Source organism: Binatus soli (SeqCode), assembly GCF_050015535.1.
In the GTDB taxonomy this organism is placed as follows: domain Bacteria; phylum Desulfobacterota; class Binatia; order Binatales; family Binataceae; genus Binatus; species Binatus soli.
On record NZ_JBEKBF010000015.1, the window covers coordinates 19,641 to 41,767 of the forward strand.

Sequence of the window (22,127 nt, forward strand, 5' to 3'; positions counted from 1 at the left end):
ACGACCAACGGCCGGGTTGCTTGAGGCGATGATGCTGCGCGCGGTGTGGCTGACGATCGGCAAGGAATTCCTGCTCATCCGGCGCGACCGCATCGGCTTGTTCATGCTGCTGGTCGCGCCTATCGCCGTCATCGCTGCCGCCGGTTTTTCGCTGGCGAAAATTTTTGGCGGTCGAACCGCTCCGCGCGGCGAATACTCGGTGGCCATTCTCGACGAAGACCACGGCGCTGTCGCGCGCGCGATCCTCGACGCAATCGCGCATCGGCCCGAGCTCTCCCTCATTCATTCTTCGAGCCGCCTCGACGCTCAGCAGACCGTCCGCGAGCGAAACTTGGCGGTGGTCGGAATAGTCATTCCTCCCGGAACAACCGACGCGATCGGACACGGCCGCGGCGCGCAGCTCATTCTCTATACCGACCCGGTCAAGTACCTGCAGACCACGGAGATCGAGCTGACGCTTTCGGAGTTGTGCCGGAAAATCAGCGCCGGCGCCGCCGCCGAGGCGCGGATACAGGCCGCCGAACAAACTCGCAACTTGACCCGTCAGATCGAGCAAGCGCGCGAGTCCGTCGCGCAAGCCCGCGCCGGAGCCGCGCGCCTCGCCGCCGCGGCTGCTGCATCGCGCGCTGCGCTCGCGGCGCGGATTCGCGCGCAGTTCGAGGCTGCTTTGACCAACGCGCGCGATAAAACCAAAGCCGCGCTCGACGCCGAGTTGAATCGGATCCAGCGCAAGATCGACGCCGACGCCGCCGCGCAGCAGGCGAAACTCAATGAGCTCGAGGATTATTTGAAGCGCCTCGACATCGCGCACGCCCAGTTCGAGACCTGGTTCGGCCAACTCAAGCAGCTTGCCGGCAGCCACGCCGCCGACATCCCGCCGCCGCCGGCCATCCCGACTCTGCCGGCCGATCTGGATCTCGGCGCAATCAAGCTCGAAGCCGGCGCGGAGATCAAGGATGCCCGGGCCAGGCTCGAAAGCGCGCTCACGGTTGCGCCGATCGATCTTAATCTGCCCGAGCTGCCGGCGATGCCAAAAATCCCGCCCGTCAACATTCCTGTCCTGCCTCGAATCGATTCGAGCCGCGCGATTCCCGGCACGCTCGGCTACACCGAGGTCGATCTGGCCGGCCGGGAAATCGGTGCGGTCGCGGGATTCAACGCGTTCGATCTCCAGGTGCCGGGTTTCGCCGTGACCTTTCTTTTGATCGGAATGTTGATGGGCGTGTCGTTGGCGCTGATCGACGAGCACGATTGGGGCACGCTCGAACGCCTGCGCTCGGCGTCGGCGCCGCTGTGGACTACGCTCAGCGGAATGTTGCTTGCCCGCTTCGTGGTCGGCTTCATCCAGATGGCGGTGCTGTTCGCCGCCGGATACGCGCTGTTCGGAATTTCGCTCGGCCGCACGCCGGCCGCGCTGATGATGCCCGCCGCGGCGATCGCTTTCGCGGGCGCGGCGTTCGGATTGGTCGTTGCCGGAGTGGGGCGGACGCGCGACGCCGTTCTGCCCGTGGGCGCAATTGTGATCATGACAATGGCGGCGATCGGCGGATGCTGGTGGCCGATCGATTTCGAACCCGCCTGGATGCAGCAGCTCGCCCTCGCGCTGCCGACCACGTGGGCGATGCGCGCCTTTAACGATTTGATGATCCGCAACCTCGCCGCGTCGAGCGCGCTGGTTCCGGCCGCGGTCAACTTCGGATTCGGAATTATCTACACTGTGGTAGGCATCGCAATCGCGCGTCGGCGTTTCGGCTGATCGCACTAAAATGGAGCACTTGCCAATTGAAAAAATCCGCAACTGAGTTTCACGCCGTCCTCACGCACGCACTGATTGCGATGGCCGGCGCATTCGCGCTGATTGCTTTCGGACCGTGCGCTGCCGGCGCAGCCACGATGCGATTCAAGATGGACGTTGACCGCAGCACGGTAAGCGTGTCGGTCGCGGAACCGGCCGCCTTCATCCGCGGCAGCGCCACCGGGACGTTTCGCATAATCGACGGCGCGGTGAGCGCCGATCCCGCCAACATCCCGGCCAGCGCGAAGGCGAGGATACTGATCGACGCGACCAGCTATCGCAGCGATAATGCGTCGCGCGATCGAGCCGTCACCGAAAAATCGCTCGAGGCGGACAAATTTCCCACCATCGGATTCGAGAGCAACAGTGTCGTCGGCGTCGTGATGACCAGTGGCCACGAAGGCACCGCGATAGTATCCGGCTTCCTTACCCTTCACGGCGAAGCGCATGCCATGACCATGTCTGTTCATGCGACGCTCGGCGCAGATGGCGTCTTCACCGGCGACGGCGAAGTGAAGTTCAATTATGAGGAGTTCGGCGTCAAGGTCCCCGGCGTTCTGTTTGGCGCGATTCTGGCCGGCGATGAGGCGACGGTTCGCTTTCACATCGTCGCGGTCAATGCCGCAACGCCCGCTCCGGGCGCCTCGCCCGCCGCGGCGACTGCGCCTTCGCAGGCAACTTACTAATGGTTTTCGGCAGCCACCAGCGGGCGGCGCTATGGCAGCCAATCGCAAAGATGCTAGGTTTCCCAACGTACCGGGAGTTCTCAGCAGCGAGAGAGGGAAAGGAGCCTGCAGCGTCACATGTCATTCAACGAATACGCTTCCTTCGACGGCCTGGCCCTGGGCCGCATGGTGCGCGAGCGCAAGATTACGCCGGCCGAGCTGATGGACGCGGCTATTGCGCGCGCGGAAAAACACAACGCGAAGCTCAATGCGATCGTTTTCAAGGATTACGATCGCGCGCGCGCCACGGCGCGTACGCACGAGGCCGGTGCTGTGCCGTTCGCGGGCGTGCCGATGCTGCTCAAGGACATTCTGGGCGACTGCGCCGGAATGCCGACGCGCTCGGCGTGCGCGTTCATTCCGGCCACGCCGATGCCGGCGGACTCGGAGGTGGTAGCCCGCTACAAGCGCGCGGGCTTCATCCCGTTCGCCAAGACCAACGCGCCTGAATTGGGAATTCCCCCCGTAACCGAATCGCGTCTTTACGGGCCGGCGCATAACCCGTGGAACCTCGAGCGTACGCCGGGCGGATCCAGCGGCGGCTCAGCCGCGGCGGTCGCGGCAGGAATCGTGCCGGTCGCGCACGGCAACGACGGCGGCGGCTCGATTCGAATCCCCGCAGCGTGCTGCGGATTGGTCGGACTCAAGCCGACGCGCGGACGTATCTCGCTCGCGCCGACTCTCGGCGACGTTCTCGGCGGCTTGGCGGTCGAGCATGTGTTGACCAGAACCGTCCGCGACAGCGCGGCGGCACTCGACGCAACCGCGGGTCCGATGCCTGGCGATCCATACTTCCCGTCGCCGCCTATCCGCCCCTATCTGCAGGAAGCGTCGACGCCGCCCAAGCGGCTTCGAATCGCGTTCTCGGCCGTGAATCCGCTGGGCGGCGCCATTCATCCGGACTGCATCGAGGCCACACAGCGAGCGGCAAAGCTGTGCGCGGAACTCGGACACGAGGTCGAAGAGGCGGTGCCGCAACTCAATTACCAGATGCTCGCGCAGCTCTTCGAAACCGTTTATGCGGCGGGAGTGGCGCTCTCCATCGAGGCGACGCGCATGCTGACCGGCGCCGAGCCGACGCCCGACAAGTTCGAGACCTTCACGTGGAACCTGTACGAGCGCGGGAGGCAGGTGTCGGCGTCGCAATATCTGATTGCGCAGGCGATGCTCCAACAGGCCGCGCGTCAGTTTGCGACATTCTTCGAATCACACGATCTGTTCCTGACGCCCACTTTGGGTCAGCCGCCGCTGCGGATCGGCACTATCGACTTCATGAGTCCGGCCACGAAGCTGCTCGACGAGATTGCGAACTTTGCGATTCCATGCCCCGTGTACAACATCACCGGGCAACCGGCGATCTCGCTGCCGCTCTATTGGAATCGCGAGGGCTTGCCAATCGGAGCGATGTTCGGTGGGCGCTACGGCGACGAAGCGACGCTGATCCAGCTCGCGGGCCAGCTCGAACAGGCACAGCCGTGGATCGGTCGTAAGCCGCCGGTTTGGGATTGAATGTTCAGATACGCGCGCGGCCGGGTCGGAAAGATCTGACGCGTTGAAATTACGATCCGAACTCGGAACCAGCAGGGAGCTTCCCGCCGAGATGGTGCGCGCATCGCCAAAGATTCATCGGGCGATTCTGGCCGCCGCTGCATGCGTGCTTTGGTTCGGCGCGTCCAAGCCGGTTGCGGGGGCGGCGACGACGGCCGCCTGTTCGGCCTCCGAATCGAGCGGCGAATATTGCGTGGGCGCATCCAAGCGCGAAATCACGCCGACCTCGCCGGTCTATCTCGGGGGTTACGGCTTCGGTCCTGTCAGGCGATCGACCGGGGTCCGGAGCCCCATCTACGCGCGTGCAATCGCGATCTCGCGCGGTGAACGGACCGTGGTTTTCTGCGCGATCGACACGCAAGGGCATTTTCTCGCCTACCAGGGGGACGACGCACCGTATGGCTCTGCGGACATCCGCCGGCGCGTGTCGAAAGACACAGGCATTCCCGAAGGCGCCATGATCATCGCCAGCACGCACGATCATTCCGGACCCGACGACATTGGAGTATGGGGTGGCGTACCAGCGGAATACTTGAAGTTCGTTGCCGATCAGACAGTCGCCGCAATCGAATCTGCCATCCGCGCCGAACGGCCGGCATCGCTGTACTCCGGCGAAATCGATACCGCGCCGTCCCATCTCCTGAGAAGCATCCTCCCCGGGTATCCGCTCGACACCAAGCTGCGCGTGCTGTTCGCCAAGGGTTCCGACGGCGCGCCGTTCGCGACGCTGATCAACTTCAGCGCGCATGTCACCGCGCTTGGCAAGGACAATACGCTGATCTCGCCCGATTGGCCCGCCGCGGCTGTGGGAGCCGTCGAGAAGGCCAATCCCGATTCGACGGCGCTCGTGATGGTCGCCTCGGTCGGGCGCACCCAGCCCGATCTGAACGCGATCGGAGCACGCGGGCCATTGGCAGCCGAAAGCTACGGCGCAACCGTCGCCAGGCTCGCCCTCCAAGCGGAGGCGGATGCGGTGAAAATCGACGGCCCGATCGCGACCGCCGAAACAATCCTCGAAGAGCCGGCCGACAATCCTGTGCTGGCGGGCCTGATGATCAACGGAAGGGCCGGTGTCGATCGCGTGATGCGCTCGAACCGCGAACCCTATATGGCGGACAACAAAAGCAACATACGCACGCTGGTGGGCGCGGTGCGAATCGGCACGCTCTTCTTTGCCGCGGTGCCGGGCGAGTCTTTTCCCGAAACGCAACTCACGATGGAAGCGCGCGTGACCGCGCAAGGGCACTACCTCTTCTCGCTTGCCGAGGATCAGCTCGGCTACGATCCGCCGCCTTACGAGATGGGCATCGTTGAGTACGTAAGCCCACTCGACGAGGGACTGTTCATCATCAATCCTCATTTCGGCACCGACGTTACGCGCACGCTGCTGGCCCAAGCACGCGAACTGGGCTTCCCCGTCTCCGACACAAGCTACACCGGCGATGAGGGCCGGGAAGCACGCGGCCCGGCCGATTCAATCGAGGGGATAATCGGCAGCGCGGAGGAACCGATCGTCAGGCCGCTTATCCTGCTGACGCTCTGGCTGGGATACGACCGCTTTCACTAAGCAGGGGTGACCCCTGCACCCAATGTTAAGGCCGCGCTCCGTTGTCGCGCGCGGCCACTGCCGCGGGCGCGGTCTCTTAATACTGGCAGCCGTGCCAACGGCCAGGGGTGACCCCTGCACCCGATGCTAAGAAAAGATGCGGCCTGACGGCCTGTTAGAACTTTTTTTGTGTCATCCTGAGCGCAGCGAAGGAACCCGGTTCCTTCCTGGCCTCGCCTCACGCGGGACGAGGCCGACGCGCGTCCGATGGCGTTGCAATTACGGCGCATTTTGCGAAACAGGGGTTATTTCCTAGGATCCAGAGACGAATGTTTCACGTGAAACGTTTTTAGTTCAGGAGAACGAAAGACGAATCGCGCTTTCCGATTCCGTCATCCCGAGCGAAGCCGAGGGACCCCGGATCCGCGAACATTCGCGCGCAGCAGCTTTCGCTCAGAATGATGGTATGGACCGCGCTTTGCTGCTAAGCCAGACCCTTCAGCAACCTTTTTACAACCAGCGCTGGCTTCCTCAACTCGTGCTCCCAGATTCTGACCACCGCCCAGCCGTCGCGAGCAAGCAGCCGGTTAACGGTACGATCGCGCCTGCGGTTGGCTTGAAGCTTGAGTTCGAGCGAAGCTTCCTCTTTTGTCATTTCGAGCGCCATCCTCAGCGCGAGAAATCCCGGGCGCGGATTTGGCTCGGAAAGGGTAAGAAGGTACGGCAGCGCTCAGAAACGCAGCGGAAAAATCCGGGACTTCTCGCTACGCTCGGAATGACAAAGTGGAAGACGCGCGCTTGAAACCCCGGATGGTATGGTACCCATCTGATGGAGTACGCCAGCTATGCGCGCCTCTTGGATCCGTGGTCCAGCATTCCGAGGCGGGTTGCACAGTTTTCGCACACCAGCGCCCGCGATGAATCCCACTCCTCTATCTCATCGCCGATTAACGGCTGGTAGAAATCGCGGAACACCACCATTACGATCCGGCCGCACGGAGTGCCGCCAAAGCTTTCGGCTTTGCAGCGGATTACCGAAGCCCAGCCTTCAACCAGTGTTTCGACGTGCTGCGCCACCTCGGCAGCCGATTTGAAGTCACCCGCTTGCTTCTCTCTCATTGTCGCTTCTCCTCTGCACGGCTGTAAAACGAGGCGCGCCACAACTCCGCATGGAGATCCAGTTTGAGTTCCAGCGGCGGCGAAATCGTAAAAATACGCGGTTCCCTCGCGAACAAGTGGACCCGATAGATGCACCAGTCCTCAGGGCGCTCCTTTGCGACGTCACACTCATTGCGGGTCAGGAAGAAAGGGGTGCGCGCGGATCCGTTGGTGGTTTTCACCTCCAGCAATCGCTCTCCTCCGGTCGTATTGAACGAAAGGACATCATAGCCTGCGCCATCGCCTTCTTCCGCGGCGACCCATCGCACCCTCTGGCTTAGGTCTGAGCGGCCAACTGCAGCGAGTCGTCGGCGCTCAAGATTGTAGACAAACTCTTCGCCGGCCTTGCCAAGAGAACGATTGCGATGATCGCGCGCGACCGGATCAAATTTCCGGACAAGGCGCTTTAAACCCTCTGGAATCCGCTCAGGAACTGATACGAGCGGTGGCGGCGCGACAAAGATTTCAGTTGGCAATGCCGGCGGTGTCGGTGAAATTGGGACAGATTCGAGAACATCGGAGTGCTTCGTGAGGTAACGGTCAATCGCATCGAAGATCGCGCTTTGGTAGTTCCTCTTGGGTCTGTAGCCGGGAATCCACGGCAGGCCCAACTCATCCAACACCGCCGAAATGTTCTGGTACTTAAATTCGATGGAATGGTGCGTCCGGCCTATCCGAGCCATGAGGCCCTTGCTGTGGCTGGATTTGACGTACCGCTGTCCAGAAAGGTTGGCCGCCAGCATGGCGAAATAGTCGGCGACAATCGCATCGAGTTCATCGCTCTGCCAATGCGTCCCAAACTTTGCTTTGGAAGCCATTTCTCTCCCGTCATGATCTTCAAGACACTCTTGGCGCGTTATCCGACGTGAACTGGCACGCAGCCGAATTGTTTAAGCTGCTTCACGAACTCTTTGGCTTCGGCCAACGATTTGCAGGGCCACACCCAATGCTCGCCATTTTCATCTTCGTAATAGATTTCTAGAGCCATAGCGGACAAAGCCTCACACGCACCGACACCCTGCGCTTTCGAACGCCAGCCGCGTCCCGCCGATTCCGCAGAACAGGTCGATGAAGGTCGGTTGCGCGAAGTTTGCTGATCCCATCGCCTCTTAGGTGCCCCTGTACCTGAGGATCGGAAGAATCTTTGTTGGCGGCCACCACTCCACGATTTGTATTCTCGTCTTTGCTCACGGCATTGCAAGGCGCAGATTGGGCCGTTGCCTGCGGCACTGATGCGGACCGCTTCGCCATTCACCCTCACCTTGTCCCGCTGCGCTCGGCCGCCGTGTGCTCGTGGCACGTCCCGTGAAATAACGGGCGAGGCAAGAGCCGGGATTCTTCGCTACAGCAGCTTTCGCTCTAGAATGACACAACAGCAGAGCACATCAGTTTCCCCCTGAAAAAGTTCTAACAGGCCGTCAGGCCGCATCTTTGTTTTAATATTGAGTGCAGGGGTTACCCCTGCCCAAGGATGCGCGAAACCCACGGTGGGTTTCGCATACAATTAAGTTCTCACTTTTGCTATTCTGCGCGCGTCTGGGAGAGTCAGTGCAATGAGTACTCTGCAAGAGGCGTTCGTCCCGGACGAGCGCACCATCTTCGATTGGATCGAGACCGTCTTTGCCCGCGGCGTGCGGCGGCCCGGGTATGCGGCCGATCGATGGACCGAGAATTTCTGCCGCGAAAAATTCCTCCAATTCGGACTGGAGCAGGTCCGGCTCGAGCCCGTGACGCTGCCTTACTGGGAGCCGCTCGAGTCGGCGATTATCGTGCGTGCGGATGGCCGCGAGTCGCGCATCCCATGTTTCTCCCTGCCGCATTCGGCGGCGACCGACGGTGACGGTCTCGATGCACCGCTCGTCCAGTGGCGTGACGAAACGCCCGGCGCCGTCCGTGGCGCGCTCGCTCTGGTCGATGTGCCGCTGATGCGTGCTCCGGCGGATCTTCCCCTGATGCTCGCAGGCGCCGTGACACGCGAAGCCGATACCAGTTGGCGCCGATACGATCCGGCTGGCACTCTTGCCGGGGCAACCCAGGTGCTGCCGTTCAGCCATCAGTTGATGGCAGTTATGGACGCATCGATCGCGGCAGGGGCGGTGGGATTCGTAGGGGTGCTGAGCGATTACCCCGGCGACTCGAACCGGTACTACGTCCCCTACGATGGCGTAGCCCGCGCGATCCCCGGAGTCTGGATCAGCGGCAGCGACGGCGCGCGACTGCGGCAGCTGTGCGACGCGGGTCGCGTGCAGGTCACGCTGATCAGCCGCGCGATCCGCCACGACATCACCAGCTATAACGTCGTTGGCGAAATCCCGGGCGCCGACGACGACAGCGTCATCGTCGGCTCCCATCACGACGGCCCGTGGGCGTCCGCCGTCGAGGACGCGTCAGGCGTATCGATGGTCCTGGCGCAGGCCAGCTACTGGTCGCGCATCGCGCCGGCCGAGCGCCCGCATCGCCTGGTCTTTCTCCTCAACGCGGGGCACATGGCCGGCGGGGCCGGAGTACACGCGTTCATCGACCGGCACAGGACGGAACTGGCTCGCGTGGTGCTCGAAGTCCATCTCGAGCACGCCGCCATCGAGATGGTCGAGCGTGACGGTGGCCTGGCAGCTTCCGGACATCCGGAGCCGCGCTGGTGGTTCACGAGCAGGCTCGCATCGCTCGAGGCTATCGTGCGCGAGGCGATCGTCGCCGAGCAGCTCGAGCGGTCGCTGATCCTGCCGCCCGAAGTCTTCGGCCCATCACCGACCACCGACGGCGGCCCCTTTCATCTTGCCGGCGTGCCGCTGGTCAACTTCCTGACGGCGCCCTTCTACCTCTTCGACGCGATCGACACGCTCGACAAGATTCATCGCCCGAGCTTGGCGCCCGTCACCCGTGCCGCTATCCGCATCATTGCGTCAACTCACGGGGTGAGTGCGGGCCGTTGGCAGGGGCAGGGGTGACCGCACGCGCGCGGCGCGCGTGCAGTGGGGAAGGGGGGAAATCACTTAATTGTATGCGGAACCCACCGTGGGTTCCGCACCTCCTTGGGCAGGGGTGACCCCTGCACCCAGTGATAAGAGAAAAGAGAAGATGCGGCCTGACGGCCTGTTAAAAGGGGTTAGGGGAGAGTGAAAAGTCCGATTACAGCGCGCCGGGTTTCCCTTTCTTGATACTGGCCAGCCGTGCCAACGGCGGATCGCTCGCCTCGATAACGCGGCGCAACTAGACTTGGCGCATGCGGGGGTTCACTTCATGAGCGCCGATCGCGCCCACGTTGCCGCCAATACCGATCGCTTCTCGGGTTTCGCCGAACTCTACGACAGGTACCGGCCGAGACCGCCCGAAGTCATCGTAGATCTCCTGACGCAGCTAGCCGCAAAGCCGCGGCCCGTGGTCGTCGATCTCGGCAGCGGCAGCGGGCTTTCGACCCTCATCTGGACGCGATGCGCATCCGAGGCCGTCGGGGTCGAGCCCAATGCCGACATGCGCGCGCAGGCTGATGAGCGCCGCGTGGCCGACTCCGGTGCGGGCACGGTCAGGTTCATCGAGGGGCTCTCGACCGCGACCGGCCTTCCCGACCGATACGCCGACATCGTGACTTGTTCGCAGTCGCTGCACTGGATGGAGCCGAACGCCACATTCGCCGAGGTTGCGCGCATTTTGCGCGACAACGGGGTGTTTGCCGCTTACGACTGCGACTGGCCGCCGACGCTCAACGCTGAAGCCGAACAGGCCTACAACGCATGCCGAGCAAAGGCGGAGGCGCTCGAGCGCTCGCGACGCCTCGCGCCCGAGGTCCATCAGTGGAACAAGGGCGGGCATCTGGAAAGGATCAGGCAGAGCGGGCGGTTCCGTTACGTGAAGGAGGTCGTGCTTCATCACGTCGAGAGCGGAGGCGCGGAGCGGCTGGTCGGGCTCGCGCTCAGCCAAGGCGAGATCGCTACGCTGCTCAAGCACGGCATCGGCGAGGATGAGATCGGGATCACCGCGTTGCGTGAGGCGGCGCGCCACGCGCTCGGCGACGCTGTCGTGCCGTGGTTCTGGAGCTACCGGCTCAGAATTGGAGTGAAATGACCCAGCGCGCGCACGCGCGCAGTAGGGAAGGGGGAATCACTTTATTGATGCGGAACCTGTCTTAGCCGCGAAGGGTCGTCGCGCTCGATCGAACGCGCGCGCTAGGAATTGGCCCCAATGCCCCAGTGCAGAGCGTTACGAATCAGCGTCTGGTATTCCGGGGTCTCCCACGAGCCGCGGAAAACCATTGGAGTAGTTCCTGAAGGCTCGACGCTCGAATCGACAAACGGCTGAACGTTGCTTATCGGCGAGTGACAGTGGCCGAGCGCGATGTAGGTCACTCCCCCCATCCCGGTCTCGCGCGTGTATCCGAGCACGCGGGTTTTGCCGTCGGGCATCAGCGAAGTATCGTGGTCGTAGACGAAACCGAATCCGGGCGGCGATGGGTCTTTTTCGAGCAGAGTCGTGAGCAGCACATGGCTGTTGGCGGGGTCCTGAAGCTCAATGAGATAGAGTTCGTCCATGACATCGAAGGATGCCGGCAGGCCCTGAGTAAGGGCATGCTCGCGATCGGCTACGTCGACGCGAAACTTGCGCACCGGGGGATGATTGAGAAAAAAGCAGCCAAGCGTGTCGTGATAACTGCCCTTCACCATTTTTCGGACGTAACGCTTCCCGCCCACTGGCGCAGCCTTTCCGCCGCTGGTGCCGTGAAGCGCGAGCCATCGGCCTCCCGCTTCGAGCCAGTTGCGAATGAAATAATTCTGTTCGTCACTGGGATACGGCCCGGCGACATAGGTGATCATCAACCGGCTGCCGGGCAACCATTTCGCGATATCGGCGAAATCATTGCCGCTGGTCGTAAGCACCTGCGAGTTCTGTTGCAGAAGGCCCAGGATGCGCAGCCGCACGAAATCCATGTCATGGCCGGCGAAGGAACCAGGAGGAAATCCTCCCGTGATAAGATGGACTCGAATCGGGGTTGTCATCTTGGGATGGATTATAGCGGAGGAACGCCCGCCGCCGCACTCTTATCGACGCGCGACAATTGTGCGAATTCGTACTAGATCATCAGCGAGGCTGATGCCGCTGACGGCAAACTGATTGGAGGAGATGCGCGATGAAGGCTGCTGTCTATTATCAAAACGGTGGTCCGGAGGTTCTCAAGTACGAGGATGTTCCCGATCCCGTATGCCATCCGAAAGGCGTTGTGATCCGCGTCGAGGCGGTGAGCATCGAGGGCGGCGACACGCTCAATCGTTGGCATGGAGCACTGCTCACCAAGCCGCATGTGGTTGGCTACCAGGCCGCTGGCGAGATTGTCGAGGTTGGTTCGCAGGTGACCAACCTGCGGGTCGGCCAGAAGGTAACTACCGTTTACAACTTCGGCTCTCACGCCGCGCTGCGAGCGGTGCCGGCCCGCAACGCATGGCCGGTCCCAAAAGGATTCGACGTCAAGCTTGCGGCAGCGATCCCCGTGCCGTTCGGCACCGCCGACGATTGCCTGTTTGAGTACGGCCGGCTCAAGGCGGGAGAAACGGTTCTGGTGCAGGCGGGCGCGAGCGGTGTCGGCGTTGCCGCAATTCAGCTCGCCAAGCGGGCAGGCGCGACAGTGCTCGCGACAGCATCGAGCGATGAGCGGCTGGAACGGCTGAAGCCGCTCGGCCTCGATCATGGGATCAACTACCGGACCGATGACGTCGTAAAGTCGGTCATGAAAATTACCAATCAGAGGGGCGTCGATCTCGTTGTTGACCCGGTCGGCGGCGCGACCTTGCAGGGCAGCCTTCTATCGCTTGCCTATCGCGGCCGCGTCTCGATGGTCGGCGCGGCGGGACGCGAACCGATGACGGTGGACGTCTCCCCGCTGATGGCAGGCAACCGCTCTTTGACGGGAGTTTTTCTGGGTGCCGAAATTGGCACCGAGCGCGTGCACAATATGATCCAGCGCCTGATCGACGAGATCGCCAGAGGCGAATTCAAGGTCGTGATCGATCGAACCTTCCCTCTATCGGAGGCCGCGGCAGCCCACGCTTACATCGAGAGCCGGCAGGCAGTGGGCAGGGTTCTTCTGATCCCTTAGGCTCACAATTTTCGCGGATTCAGTTCGCGAAGAATGCCGGCGGCTGGAATCGCGCTGAAGCTGTCGATAGGGCCATTTCCTGAAAGCCGCGGGTCCGTGCAATAGTCGCAAATTAACGGCGTCGCATAGCGATTAGAAACCCGTTGTCGGAGTTCGCCGCGCGACGAGAGTTTTGCTAGGAGCATGGTCCATGGCAGATCCCGATTTCAGTCAGTTCAAACTCGTGCCGAAAGGCCATTCGTTCGAAGAATTCCACCAAGGCCAGGTTTTCGAGCATCATTGGGGGCGCACGATAAACGCCGGCGACAATTCGATTTTCACCACCGCGACGCTCGCGCATTGCCCGCTGTACTTCAACGCCGAGTATGCCCGCGCGCACGGTCATCCCGACGTGGTGGTTAATCCGATGCTGGTCGCGTGCACGGTGGTCGGCATTTCGGTCGAGGATTTGAGCGAAGCGGGCGGACCGTTTCTCGGCATCAACGGGTTGGAATTTCACCGCCCGGTCTATCCGGGCGATACGCTGACCGCGCGCAGCACCGTCATCTCCACGCGCGAATCCGCAAGCCGCGGCAACTTCGGAATCGTCACGTGGCGTACCGAAGCCCGCAATCAGCGCGATGAACTCGTCATCAGCTACGAGCGGACGAACCTGGTCGCCAAACGCAGAGGAGCGCCACAGTGAGTTACATGACCGACGAGCGGCGGATGATTCAGCAGGCGGCGCGCGATTTCGCCATGAACGAAGTTCTGCCGCTTGCGAACAAGCTCGATCCCGAACAAGGCGATATCCCGATGTCGTTGCGGGACAAGCTTGCCGAGATGGGCTACTTCGGAATCGTCATCCCGGAGGCGTATGGCGGACTTGGCCTGGGGGCGTTCGAGTACGTGCTGATCACCGAAGAACTCGCGCGCGCATGGATGAGCGTCGCCAGCATAATCGCGCGCGGCAACGGACTCGGCGGCGGTTTCACGGCGGAGCAAAGGCGCCAATATCTGCCGCGGATGGCGCGTGGAGAATTCCTCGGCGCGGCTGCGCTGTCGGAGGCAGAGGCGGGCTCAGATCTCGCCAACGTCTCGTGCAAAGCGACCCGCGACGGCGATGGCTGGATGCTGAACGGCAGCAAAATGTGGTGCACGTTTGCCGACGGCGCGGATTTCATCTCGGTGCTGGCGCGCACCAAGCAACCGTCCGATCCACACCGCCGCCACGAAGGCATCAGTCAATTCCTCGTCCTCAAAGAACGCGACAAGTTTCCGCCGGGGCTGACGGGTTCGCCGATTCGCAAGATCGGCTACTTCGGCTGGAAGACGTGGGAGCTGCACTTCGACAACTTCAAGCTGCCGGCCGACGCGTTGCTCGGCCGCGAGCGCGAAGACCGCGGCGAGGGCAAGGGATTCTACGGCGCGGTCAGCGGACTCGAGGTCGCCCGGGTGCATACCGCGGCGCGAGCGATCGGGCTTGCACGCGGCGGACTCGAAGACTCATTGGCATACGCGCAGACGCGGGTCCAATTCGGGCAGCCGATCGGAGAATTCCAGGCGATTCGCTTCAAGCTGGCCGAGATGGCGACCGAGATCGAAGCCGCGCGCCAGTTGACCCACTTTGTCGCCACCGAAATTGACGGCAGGCGGCGATGCGACAAGGAGGCTTCGATGGCGAAGCTGTTCGCCTCCGAAATGTCCGAGCGCGTCACCAGCGAGGCGATTCAGATTCACGGCGGCTACGGATACACCAAGGACTTTCCGCTCGAGCGCTACTGGCGCGACGCGCGTCTGACCAAGATTTTCGAGGGAACTTCCGAAATCCAGCTGCGGATTATCTCCGATCGTCTGCTGCCGAGAGCGAGAAGGTGAAAAGGTAAAAAATGAGCGCATCGATCTCGAAGCTGACCGGCGCCGGCAATTACTTCGAAGACTTCGAAGTCGGCGCGAAATTGCGTCACGCACGCGGCACCACCATCGGCGAGGTCGAAAATCAGATGCTCACCAAGCTCGTGCTGAACACCGCCGACAGCCACTACAACGAGCATCGCATGCGCTCGACGCAATTCGGCCAGCGGCTCGTCTTCGGGTTGGTGACCGGCTCGGTGTGCATCGGGCTGGCGACGCAGGACACGGGCGAAAATGCGCTCGCCGAACTCGGCTTGACGGGAATCAGGTTCACCTCGCCGGTCTTTCATGGCGACACGCTGTACGCCTATAGCGAAGTTCTTGAAAAGCGCGACGCCGATCGCGCCGACGCCGGCATCGTCCGCTTCAAGCATTGGGGAACCAAGCATGACGGGACGATCGTCTTCGAAGGCGAGCGCACGGTGCTGATCAAGCGACGCTCGCATTGGGGCAATCGTTGAACGCGCGCACGGGGCCGTTGTCGGATGTTCGCATCCTCGATCTGACGCAGGCGCTGGCCGGTCCGTACTGCACGATGCTGCTGGCTGACCTTGGCGCCGACGTGGTCAAGGTCGAGCCGCCCGGCGGCGACATGAGCAGAAGCATCGGACCGCATCCTGCCGATCGAAAGGGCTGTGACTACGGCGGTTACTTTGCCAGCGTCAATCGCAACAAGCGCAGCATCGTGCTCGACATCAAGACCGACGCCGGCCGCGCCGCGCTTTTCAGGCTCGCGAAGACGGCGGACGCGGTCGTCGAGAATGCGAAGGTCGGCGTGATGGATCGCGCGGGAATCGGCTACGAGCGGCTGCGCGAAATTAATCCCGCCCTCGTCTATGCCGCGATTCGCGGCTTCGGAGATCCGCGGACCGGCCTGAGCCCGTATGCGGATTGGCCCGCGTTCGACATCGTTGCGCAAAGCATGGGCGGGTTGGTCGCCGTCACGGGTCCGCAAGGCAGCGCCGGCTACAGAGCCGGCCCCGCGGTCGGCGACATCTATCCCGGCACGCTGGCCGCGCTTGGAGTGGTGTCGGCGATTCATGCAGCGCGTCGGACCGGGCAGGGACAATTTCTCGACGTAGCGATGTACGACGCGGTTCTCGCCCTGTGCGAAATGATCGTTTACAGCTACGCGGGCGCCGGCGTCATCAGGGAACCGGCCGGCAACGGGACCCCGGTGCTGTGTCCATTCGATATTTTTCCCACGCGCGACGGCGCCGTCGCCATCGCGGCGCCCGGCGAGAATCATTGGAAGATTCTGTGCGATGCGATCGGCAGGCCCGAGCTTGTGAGCGACGACCGCACCCGCAACGGCAGGAGGCGAGTCGCAAATGCCGATTTCGTGCGCGGCCTTATCTCGGAGTGGACGAAAGCGCATAGCACGCGCGAAATCGTAGCCGCGATCGGCGGCAAGGCGCCGGTTGGCCCGGTCAACAGCGCCAAGGATATCTTCGAGGATCCGCATCCGAGGGCGCGCGGCATGCTGATCGAGGTAGAACAGCCGGGCGACAATCCTCCACTGGTGCTGGCGGGATGTCCGATCAAGCTGACGGGTACGCCGTCGGGGATTTACGCGCGCGCGCCGCGCTTGGGCGAAAATACCGAGCAGATACTCGCTGAGGCGGGAATATCAATCGCGCACAAGGAGCAATCATGACGCTTCGACTAAGACGTTCCGAACTTTCGACGCCGGCTTCGAGTCCCAAAATGTTCGAGAAGGCGATGGGGACCGCGGCCGACATGGTTTTCCTCGATCTTGAAGATGCCGTCGCGCCGTCGCAGAAAGAGGCGGCGCGCAAGAACGCCATCGAGGCGCTCCGCAATCTCGATTGGGGCAAAAAGATTCGCGCCGTGCGCGTCAACGGTGCGGACACGCACTGGGCGCATGACGATGTGATCGAAGTTGTCGAGGGCGCGGGTGACAAGCTCGATATCATAATCGTCCCGAAGCCGAAGGCGCCGCGCGACATCTGGTTCTTCGACACGCTGCTGACCCAGCTTGAGACCAAGCTCCATCTGAAGAACAAGATCGGCCTCGAGGCGCTGATCGAAGAAAGTGCGGCGCTCGCCCGCGTCGAGGAAATTGCCGCGTCGTCGCCGCGGCTGGAGGCTCTGATCCTCGGCTTCGGCGATCTTTCGGCGAGCCAGGGCATGCGCTTCGGCGTCGCGTCCGATCCGGCAAATCGATATCCCGGCGATATGTGGCATCATGCGCGCGTCCGCATGATCACCGCGTGCCGTGCCAACGGCATCGACGCAATCGATGGACCCTTTGGTAACTTCAGGGATCCGGAAGGCTATCGGCGCGAGGCCACCTGGGCGGCGACGCTTGGCGCGGTCGGCAAGTGGGCAATACACCCGAGCCAGATCGAAATCGCCAACGACGTGTTCGCGCCGACGCCGCACGAAATTGAAACCGCGCGCAAAATGTCCGAGGCCTACCAGGCCGCCACGCGCGAAGGCGCGGGCGCTGCCGGCGCGGGCGGGATGCTCATTGACGCGGTCGCGGTGCGAATCTTCGAAGGCGTGCTGGAACGCGCTCGTCTGACCGGTCGCGCCTAGGCTTCGCGCCGCGTCACGCTGACTTTGCGGTCACGCTGACTTTGCGCGACCGCGCCGCATTTGCGCAGCCTCTCCAAATCCGAGTCGGCGAAGCCCCAGTCGCGCAACGCTTCTTCGCTATGCTCGCCCGGCCTTGCCGGCAGGCGCTGAATCGCGCTCGGCGTCCGGCTGAATCGGGGCGCCGGCCCCGGCTGCGTCACGCCCCCGTGCTCGACGAAAGTTCCGCGATGCCGATTGTGCGGATGGCGCGGCGCTTCATCCATGCTGAGCACCGGCGCGAAACAAACGTCGCTGCCCTCCATGATCTTGCACCATTCGTCGCGCGTCCTGGTGCGGAACAGCGTCTTCAGCCGCTCCTTCATCGCAGGCCACGATTTGCGATCGACTTGACCCGGCAGATTCTCGCCCTTGAGGCCCGACAGCCGGAGCAATTCCTTGTAGAACTTTGCTTCGATCGATCCGATCGCGACGTGCTTGCCGTCCCTGGTTTCGTAAACCTCGTAGAAATGAGCGCCCGTGTCGAGGACGTTGTCGCCGCGTTCGTTGTTCCATAAACCCGAACCGTGCAGACCGTAGATCGCGGTCATCAACGACGCCGCTCCATCCACCATCGCGGCATCCACCACCTGGCCCTTGCCGGATTTCTGCGCCTCAAGCAGCCCCGCGACCACTCCCAGCGCCAGGTAAAGTGCGCCGCCCCCGAAATCGCCAACCAGGTTCAGCGGCGGAACCGGAGCCTCGCCCTTGCGCCCGATGCTGTGCAGCGCGCCGGACAGCGCGATGTAGTTGATGTCGTGACCGGCCGCATGCGCCAGCGGCCCTTCCTGTCCCCATCCCGTCATGCGTCCGTAGATCAGGCGGGGATTGCGCGCGAGGCAGCGGTCGGGACCCAGGCCGAGCCGCTCGGTTACGCCGGGACGGAAGCCTTCGATCAATGCGTCCGCTTTCTCGACCAGCCGCAACACGGCCGCTGTCGCTTCGGGCCGTTTGAGATCGAACGCCACCGAGCGCCGCCCGCGATTGAGCAGGCTGTATTTCGTTTCCAGCGCGATGCCCAAGCCCGCGTCCGTCGCGCGATCGATGCGTAGCACGTCGGCGCCCATGTCCGAGAGCAGCATCGCACACATTGGTCCGGGGCCAATCCCGGCCAGTTCGATGACGCGATAGCCTGACAACACTCCCATAGTTCTCACCTCACCGTCGGCGCGATTGAGCCGGCGCGATTTGACGCACAACCTTAACACAAGCCGCGCGCCGACCCGCTGATCGGTACCCCGTTCTACAGGCGGTCGCGATGATCGACTACTTCAGCCCGCGAACCTTCTTATTGGCTTCCCGCCCAAGACACTTTTGCAACCACGCCTGCACGTTCGGAGTCGACGACAAGTCGAGCTTCATCATCGGCGCCCAGCTCATGACGGCGGCCACGTTCAAGTCCGCGATCGTAAAGTTCTTGCCGAGCAGATATTCCTTGCCCTTGAGCGATTCCTCGAGCGCGTTCAGCGGCGCCTTCAAAGTTTCGACGGCAGCCTGCGCGGCTTTTTCGTCACGCTGCTCGGGGGGATTCATTACTCGATTGCGCAAGAGCGTGATGAGATGCGGCTCGACCTCGCTCATCGCCCAGAAGCTCCACTTGTAGATGTCGGCGTGGGCGGCGGGGTCCGGCGGCCACAGCGAATTCTTCCCGTACTTTTCGGCCAGGTAGAGATTGATCGCCATCGATTCCCAAACCACCACGCCGTCGTCTTCAAGCACCGGCACGTGCCCGTTGGGATTGCGTTTGAGATTCTCGGCCGACTTGGCTTCGGCCGTCGCAATCGGAACGTGCTCGTATTTGACGCCGAGTTCTTCGAGAGCCCACAAGGACCGAGCGCTGCGCGATCGTGAAGTTCCGTAAAGTTTTGTCACTGTGCTTCCTCCAATGATCGCATCTTACTACCAGCGATCAGGTTCCATTCAAGCGCGAAGAACCCGGCTCGCACGAACGTGGCCGGCCACATCGTGTCGCTTGGGCCGGCGATTCCCTGGGCGGAGAGCAGCCGGAGGGTGAGCGGGCGTTTGACCAAAACTGGCGCGTGGGCTATTGATAATGATTCTCATTGTCTTCTAGTATGTCAAAGTATCAACCAACCCTCTGCCGGGGCGCCAGATCGGCGGCCATTACGACGCCGATATGGCGCGCGCTCACGCTCGCATTCTCGCTGGCGCTTGCCTTCGCGTCCCCCTGTTCAGCCGGCACGCAACAAATATCCGGCACCGTCAGCGACGCGCTCGGCCGGCCGCTGGCCAAGGTGAACCTCGAATTACGCACCCAGAGTGGCGCCGCGGTCGCCCGCGCAACCACCGACCGGGCCGGACGGTTCCAAATCGCTCCCGCTGAGCCGGGCGTTTATTCGCTCGTGGCGATGAAGCCCGGATTCAAGTCCGCAAACAAAATTGTCGGCTTCCCGCCGAGCCGCGAAGAGCCGATCTTGCTGAGCCTTGATGCTGAGACCGCGCTAAGCGTTCCGGTCCAGGCCAGTCTGATGCGTGCGCCCAATGGCGTCTCCACGACAGGCGCAAACAAGTACACCGTAACCGCACAGGACATTTCCAACCTGCCGCGCGGCGACAACACCAATCTCACCGACGTATTGGCGCAGATGCCCGGCGTCGCGATCGATCAAAATCAGCAAATCCACATCCGCAACACCGAAGGCCCGCAATTTCAGTATCAGATAAACGGCGTCACGGTGCCGCTCGACATCAACACCAACCCACCCTTCCTCTCGATGATAAATCCGATGTTCATCAAGCAGATGAGTCTCCTCGATGGCATCTTGCCGTCGCGCTACAGCTACGCCACCGGCGGAGTGCTGAACATCGAGACCAAAGACGGATGCGACAAGCCCGGTGGCAGTGTCAGCATGTACGGCGGGCAGCGCAACACGGTTCAGCCGAGCTTCCAGTACGGCGGATGCGACGGCAAGTTCAGCTACTACCTAAGCGGACTGTATAGCCAAAGCAACTCCGCGTTCAGCTCCGCCACGCCGGCGCCGGATGCAATTCACGATCATACCAATCAGGGTCAGGCATTTGGTTTCTTTGCCTACGATTTGAACCCAACTACCCGGCTGAGTCTCATCACCTCGGTAGCTGCAAGTGACAACCAACTGCCCAACCAGGCCAATCTCACACCTCAATTCCAGCTATCGGGTGCCGGTTTCGAACCGTCGGCCGATATCAACTCCTATCTCGACTTTCGCGACTATCTCGGCATATTGGCGCTGAATGGAGCGCCTGCGCCCGGACTTTCCTACCAGCTCGCATATTCGGCCCACTATATCTCGCAGGCCTACGAGCCCGACAATGTAGGCGAACTTCTTTATCAAGGCGTAGCGTCAACCGCCTTTCACAGCGATCTCGACAATACTCTGGAGGGTGACCTGACCTACGAGCTTGGCAGCCACACACTTGGCACGGGCATCTACCTTGGTGAATACGGGGTGGAGTCCGACGATAACTCTCGGGTGTTCAAAGTCGATTCCGCCGGCCATCAGATAGGGCCTCCTTTCGTCCCGGTCCGGGTAGTCAACAATACCAACAAGATCAATCTGGTGTCCGGCATCTACCTGCAAGACACCTGGCAAATGACCGAGAGACTACGCGCCAATGTCGGCGTGCGATGGGATCGTTTGAGCGGCTTTACCTACAACAATCAGATCGATCCCACAATCAATCTCGTCTATTTGCTACGGCCCGACACCACGCTCCATGGCGGGTTCGCCCGCTACATGCAGGTGCCGAGCTTTCAGGGAATCTCGCCGGGGGCGCCTGCCGCGTTTGCCGGCACGACAGGCCTGGCGGGAACCGGGACGGTCACGCCCGAAACCGAAGACGACTATGAGTGGGATGCGGGCGTGGTTCATCAACTGGCGAACCACATAACCGTCTCGGAAGATGCTTTCTACGAATACACCAAACACTACCTCGATATTGGACAGTTTGGGGTAGTGCCGATTTTTGCACCCTTCAACTACAAGCACGGCTACATCTGGGGCACGGAAACCGCGGTTACGTACAGTGGTGCAAATTTCTCGATTCATGCCAGCACCACCATCGGCAGGAACATGGAGAAAGGTGTAGCGACCGGGCAGTTCAACTTCGATCCGGAAGAGCTGGGCTACATCAACCGGCACTACATCGTGCTCGATCATCAGCCGCTTTACGGCGCCTCAGGCGGGATCACCTATCGATGGAAGCCATGGGTTTTCAGCGCCGAAGCTCTCTATAGCAGCGGTTTGCGGGGAGGCTTTGCCGATTTGGAATCGCTGTCGCACGTGGTCCAGGTTGATCTCAGCGGGCAGAGAAGTTTCGAGGTGCCATCGATCGGCGAAGTGAGCAACCGGATCACGATTCTTAACATCTTCGATCGCACCAACCTGATCAGGCCGACGACGGGGATTGGGGTTTTTCAAGCCGCTTACGGTCCGAGAATTACCGTTTATGACACTCTGACAATCCCGCTCCCCGCGTTGAACCTATGATTACGGGTTTCCGTTTTCACTGAGCCCCGTCAGCAGATTGGCGCTTGGAGTTCCCGACTGCAGCTCCTGGACAGGGTTGAGACCGTCATAGAGAAACTCCGTCGCGGTACCGGCGATGGCTTTAATCGCGCGACGGCCGAACGCTGGCAGCGGCAGAGGAACGAAGAACCAATTTGCGAGAGAATCTGGTGAAGGCAAACGGAAGCGCAGCGAGAGGCGGTATAATCACTAGAAGCACGACATCCGAGAGACGACGAGGGCGCCAGTGGTCAACTCCGAATTTGCGATA

At 62.0% G+C, this 22,127-nt stretch carries 21 protein-coding genes; 13 read left to right on the top strand and 8 right to left on the bottom strand.

All coding sequences use genetic code 11. From position 1 onward, the window contains the following. Nucleotides 1-28 precede the first annotated feature (28 nt). The 4 genes from ABR989_RS12540 to ABR989_RS12555 all read left to right on the top strand — a co-directional run bounded on the left by ABR989_RS12540 (nucleotide 29) and on the right by ABR989_RS12555 (nucleotide 5,635). On the top strand, nucleotides 29-1,756 hold the full coding sequence (locus ABR989_RS12540; protein WP_428129035.1) for an ABC transporter permease: 1,728 nt from the start codon (nucleotides 29-31) through the stop codon (nucleotides 1,754-1,756). Between the two features lie 26 nt (nucleotides 1,757-1,782). Then, nucleotides 1,783-2,481 (top strand): YceI family protein, encoded by a 699-nt coding sequence (locus ABR989_RS12545; protein ID WP_428129037.1) that lies wholly within the window; start codon nucleotides 1,783-1,785, stop codon nucleotides 2,479-2,481. Between the two features lie 117 nt (nucleotides 2,482-2,598). Beyond that, on the top strand, nucleotides 2,599-4,029 hold the full coding sequence (locus ABR989_RS12550; protein WP_428129039.1) for an amidase: 1,431 nt from the start codon (nucleotides 2,599-2,601) through the stop codon (nucleotides 4,027-4,029). Between the two features lie 43 nt (nucleotides 4,030-4,072). After that, nucleotides 4,073-5,635, top strand: a complete 1,563-nt coding sequence (locus tag ABR989_RS12555; RefSeq protein ID WP_428129042.1) for a hypothetical protein — start codon at nucleotides 4,073-4,075, stop codon at nucleotides 5,633-5,635. A gap of 463 nt (nucleotides 5,636-6,098) precedes the next feature. Here the strand turns inward: ABR989_RS12555 and ABR989_RS12560 are convergent, their stop codons facing one another. The 5 genes from ABR989_RS12560 to ABR989_RS12580 form a co-directional block, all read right to left on the bottom strand. Then, nucleotides 6,099-6,281 carry a PDDEXK family nuclease gene (locus ABR989_RS12560; RefSeq protein ID WP_428129043.1) on the bottom strand — a complete coding sequence of 61 codons (183 nt, stop codon included), beginning with the start codon at nucleotides 6,279-6,281 and terminating at the stop codon, nucleotides 6,099-6,101. 176 nt (nucleotides 6,282-6,457) lie between these two features. Beyond that, nucleotides 6,458-6,733, bottom strand: a complete 276-nt coding sequence (locus tag ABR989_RS12565) for a hypothetical protein (RefSeq protein WP_428129044.1) — start codon at nucleotides 6,731-6,733, stop codon at nucleotides 6,458-6,460. Beyond that, nucleotides 6,730-7,590: a protein NO VEIN domain-containing protein gene (locus tag ABR989_RS12570; protein ID WP_428129045.1), complete on the bottom strand. Its 861-nt coding sequence runs from the start codon at nucleotides 7,588-7,590 to the stop codon at nucleotides 6,730-6,732. The genes ABR989_RS12565 and ABR989_RS12570 overlap by 4 nt, the downstream gene beginning before the upstream one ends. A gap of 38 nt (nucleotides 7,591-7,628) precedes the next feature. Further along, a complete protein-coding gene (locus ABR989_RS12575) occupies nucleotides 7,629-7,760 on the bottom strand; it encodes a hypothetical protein (protein WP_428129046.1) in 132 nt (43 codons plus the stop codon). A gap of 13 nt (nucleotides 7,761-7,773) precedes the next feature. Continuing rightward, on the bottom strand, nucleotides 7,774-7,875 hold the full coding sequence (locus ABR989_RS12580) for a DNA cytosine methyltransferase (RefSeq protein ID WP_428129047.1): 102 nt from the start codon (nucleotides 7,873-7,875) through the stop codon (nucleotides 7,774-7,776). A gap of 450 nt (nucleotides 7,876-8,325) precedes the next feature. On the opposite strand from ABR989_RS12580, the gene ABR989_RS12585 reads away from it, so the two are divergent. Further along, nucleotides 8,326-9,720 carry a M28 family peptidase gene (locus ABR989_RS12585; protein ID WP_428129048.1) on the top strand — a complete coding sequence of 465 codons (1,395 nt, stop codon included), beginning with the start codon at nucleotides 8,326-8,328 and terminating at the stop codon, nucleotides 9,718-9,720. Between the two features lie 292 nt (nucleotides 9,721-10,012). After that, nucleotides 10,013-10,834, top strand: a complete 822-nt coding sequence (locus ABR989_RS12590; RefSeq protein ID WP_428129049.1) for a class I SAM-dependent methyltransferase — start codon at nucleotides 10,013-10,015, stop codon at nucleotides 10,832-10,834. Nucleotides 10,835-10,935: 101 nt separating this feature from the next. Here the strand turns inward: ABR989_RS12590 and ABR989_RS12595 are convergent, their stop codons facing one another. Beyond that, nucleotides 10,936-11,763 (bottom strand): ThuA domain-containing protein, encoded by an 828-nt coding sequence (locus tag ABR989_RS12595; protein ID WP_428129050.1) that lies wholly within the window; start codon nucleotides 11,761-11,763, stop codon nucleotides 10,936-10,938. Between the two features lie 131 nt (nucleotides 11,764-11,894). Here ABR989_RS12595 and ABR989_RS12600 point away from each other — a divergent pair, with 131 nt between their 5' ends. The 6 genes from ABR989_RS12600 (at nucleotide 11,895) to ABR989_RS12625 (ending at nucleotide 17,312) form a co-directional block, all read left to right on the top strand. Further along, the gene (locus ABR989_RS12600; RefSeq protein WP_428129051.1) at nucleotides 11,895-12,857 is read left to right on the top strand and encodes a quinone oxidoreductase family protein; all 963 of its coding nucleotides are present in this window, start codon (nucleotides 11,895-11,897) and stop codon (nucleotides 12,855-12,857) included. Nucleotides 12,858-13,047: 190 nt separating this feature from the next. Continuing rightward, nucleotides 13,048-13,542: a MaoC family dehydratase gene (locus tag ABR989_RS12605; RefSeq protein WP_428129053.1), complete on the top strand. Its 495-nt coding sequence runs from the start codon at nucleotides 13,048-13,050 to the stop codon at nucleotides 13,540-13,542. 5 nt (nucleotides 13,543-13,547) lie between these two features. Then, a complete protein-coding gene (locus ABR989_RS12610; RefSeq protein ID WP_428129247.1) occupies nucleotides 13,548-14,714 on the top strand; it encodes an acyl-CoA dehydrogenase family protein in 1,167 nt (388 codons plus the stop codon). Nucleotides 14,715-14,725: 11 nt separating this feature from the next. Then, nucleotides 14,726-15,211: a MaoC family dehydratase gene (locus tag ABR989_RS12615; RefSeq protein ID WP_428129054.1), complete on the top strand. Its 486-nt coding sequence runs from the start codon at nucleotides 14,726-14,728 to the stop codon at nucleotides 15,209-15,211. Beyond that, nucleotides 15,208-16,407 carry a CaiB/BaiF CoA transferase family protein gene (locus ABR989_RS12620; RefSeq protein ID WP_428129055.1) on the top strand — a complete coding sequence of 400 codons (1,200 nt, stop codon included), beginning with the start codon at nucleotides 15,208-15,210 and terminating at the stop codon, nucleotides 16,405-16,407. Before ABR989_RS12615 ends, ABR989_RS12620 begins: the two co-directional genes overlap by 4 nt. After that, nucleotides 16,404-17,312 carry an HpcH/HpaI aldolase/citrate lyase family protein gene (locus ABR989_RS12625; RefSeq protein WP_428129057.1) on the top strand — a complete coding sequence of 303 codons (909 nt, stop codon included), beginning with the start codon at nucleotides 16,404-16,406 and terminating at the stop codon, nucleotides 17,310-17,312. Before ABR989_RS12620 ends, ABR989_RS12625 begins: the two co-directional genes overlap by 4 nt. Here ABR989_RS12625 and ABR989_RS12630 read toward each other — a convergent pair. Then, nucleotides 17,309-18,496 carry a CaiB/BaiF CoA transferase family protein gene (locus tag ABR989_RS12630; RefSeq protein ID WP_428129059.1) on the bottom strand — a complete coding sequence of 396 codons (1,188 nt, stop codon included), beginning with the start codon at nucleotides 18,494-18,496 and terminating at the stop codon, nucleotides 17,309-17,311. The two genes, ABR989_RS12625 and ABR989_RS12630, sit on opposite strands and share 4 nt — an antisense overlap. Before the next feature lie 118 nt (nucleotides 18,497-18,614). After that, entirely contained in the window at nucleotides 18,615-19,220 is a 606-nt protein-coding gene (locus tag ABR989_RS12635) for a glutathione S-transferase family protein (RefSeq protein WP_428129062.1), read from the bottom strand. Nucleotides 19,221-19,423: 203 nt separating this feature from the next. Between ABR989_RS12635 and ABR989_RS12640 the strand changes: the two genes are divergently transcribed. Next, on the top strand, nucleotides 19,424-21,838 hold the full coding sequence (locus ABR989_RS12640) for a TonB-dependent receptor (RefSeq protein WP_428129064.1): 2,415 nt from the start codon (nucleotides 19,424-19,426) through the stop codon (nucleotides 21,836-21,838). The last annotated feature ends 289 nt before the right edge of the window (nucleotides 21,839-22,127 follow it).

Excerpts from the sequence above, each read along its gene's own strand:
- ABR989_RS12605 (WP_428129053.1), top strand. The coding sequence starts at position 13,048 with ATGGCAGATCCCGATTTCAGTCAGTTCAAACTCGTGCCGAAAGGCCAT.
- ABR989_RS12565 (WP_428129044.1), bottom strand. The coding sequence starts at position 6,733 with ATGAGAGAGAAGCAAGCGGGTGACTTCAAATCGGCTGCCGAGGTGGCG.
- ABR989_RS12600 (WP_428129051.1), top strand. The coding sequence starts at position 11,895 with ATGAAGGCTGCTGTCTATTATCAAAACGGTGGTCCGGAGGTTCTCAAG.
- ABR989_RS12580 (WP_428129047.1), bottom strand. The coding sequence starts at position 7,875 with ATGGGATCAGCAAACTTCGCGCAACCGACCTTCATCGACCTGTTCTGC.
- ABR989_RS12615 (WP_428129054.1), top strand. The coding sequence starts at position 14,726 with ATGAGCGCATCGATCTCGAAGCTGACCGGCGCCGGCAATTACTTCGAA.
- ABR989_RS12625 (WP_428129057.1), top strand. The coding sequence starts at position 16,404 with ATGACGCTTCGACTAAGACGTTCCGAACTTTCGACGCCGGCTTCGAGT.
- ABR989_RS12570 (WP_428129045.1), bottom strand. The coding sequence starts at position 7,590 with ATGGCTTCCAAAGCAAAGTTTGGGACGCATTGGCAGAGCGATGAACTC.
- ABR989_RS12595 (WP_428129050.1), bottom strand. The coding sequence starts at position 11,763 with ATGACAACCCCGATTCGAGTCCATCTTATCACGGGAGGATTTCCTCCT.
- ABR989_RS12610 (WP_428129247.1), top strand. The coding sequence starts at position 13,548 with ATGACCGACGAGCGGCGGATGATTCAGCAGGCGGCGCGCGATTTCGCC.
- ABR989_RS12640 (WP_428129064.1), top strand. The coding sequence starts at position 19,424 with ATGTCAAAGTATCAACCAACCCTCTGCCGGGGCGCCAGATCGGCGGCC.
- ABR989_RS12550 (WP_428129039.1), top strand. The coding sequence starts at position 2,599 with ATGTCATTCAACGAATACGCTTCCTTCGACGGCCTGGCCCTGGGCCGC.
- ABR989_RS12540 (WP_428129035.1), top strand. The coding sequence starts at position 29 with ATGATGCTGCGCGCGGTGTGGCTGACGATCGGCAAGGAATTCCTGCTC.
- ABR989_RS12630 (WP_428129059.1), bottom strand. The coding sequence starts at position 18,496 with ATGGGAGTGTTGTCAGGCTATCGCGTCATCGAACTGGCCGGGATTGGC.
- ABR989_RS12590 (WP_428129049.1), top strand. The coding sequence starts at position 10,013 with ATGAGCGCCGATCGCGCCCACGTTGCCGCCAATACCGATCGCTTCTCG.
- ABR989_RS12560 (WP_428129043.1), bottom strand. The coding sequence starts at position 6,281 with ATGGCGCTCGAAATGACAAAAGAGGAAGCTTCGCTCGAACTCAAGCTT.
- ABR989_RS12585 (WP_428129048.1), top strand. The coding sequence starts at position 8,326 with ATGAGTACTCTGCAAGAGGCGTTCGTCCCGGACGAGCGCACCATCTTC.
- ABR989_RS12575 (WP_428129046.1), bottom strand. The coding sequence starts at position 7,760 with ATGGCTCTAGAAATCTATTACGAAGATGAAAATGGCGAGCATTGGGTG.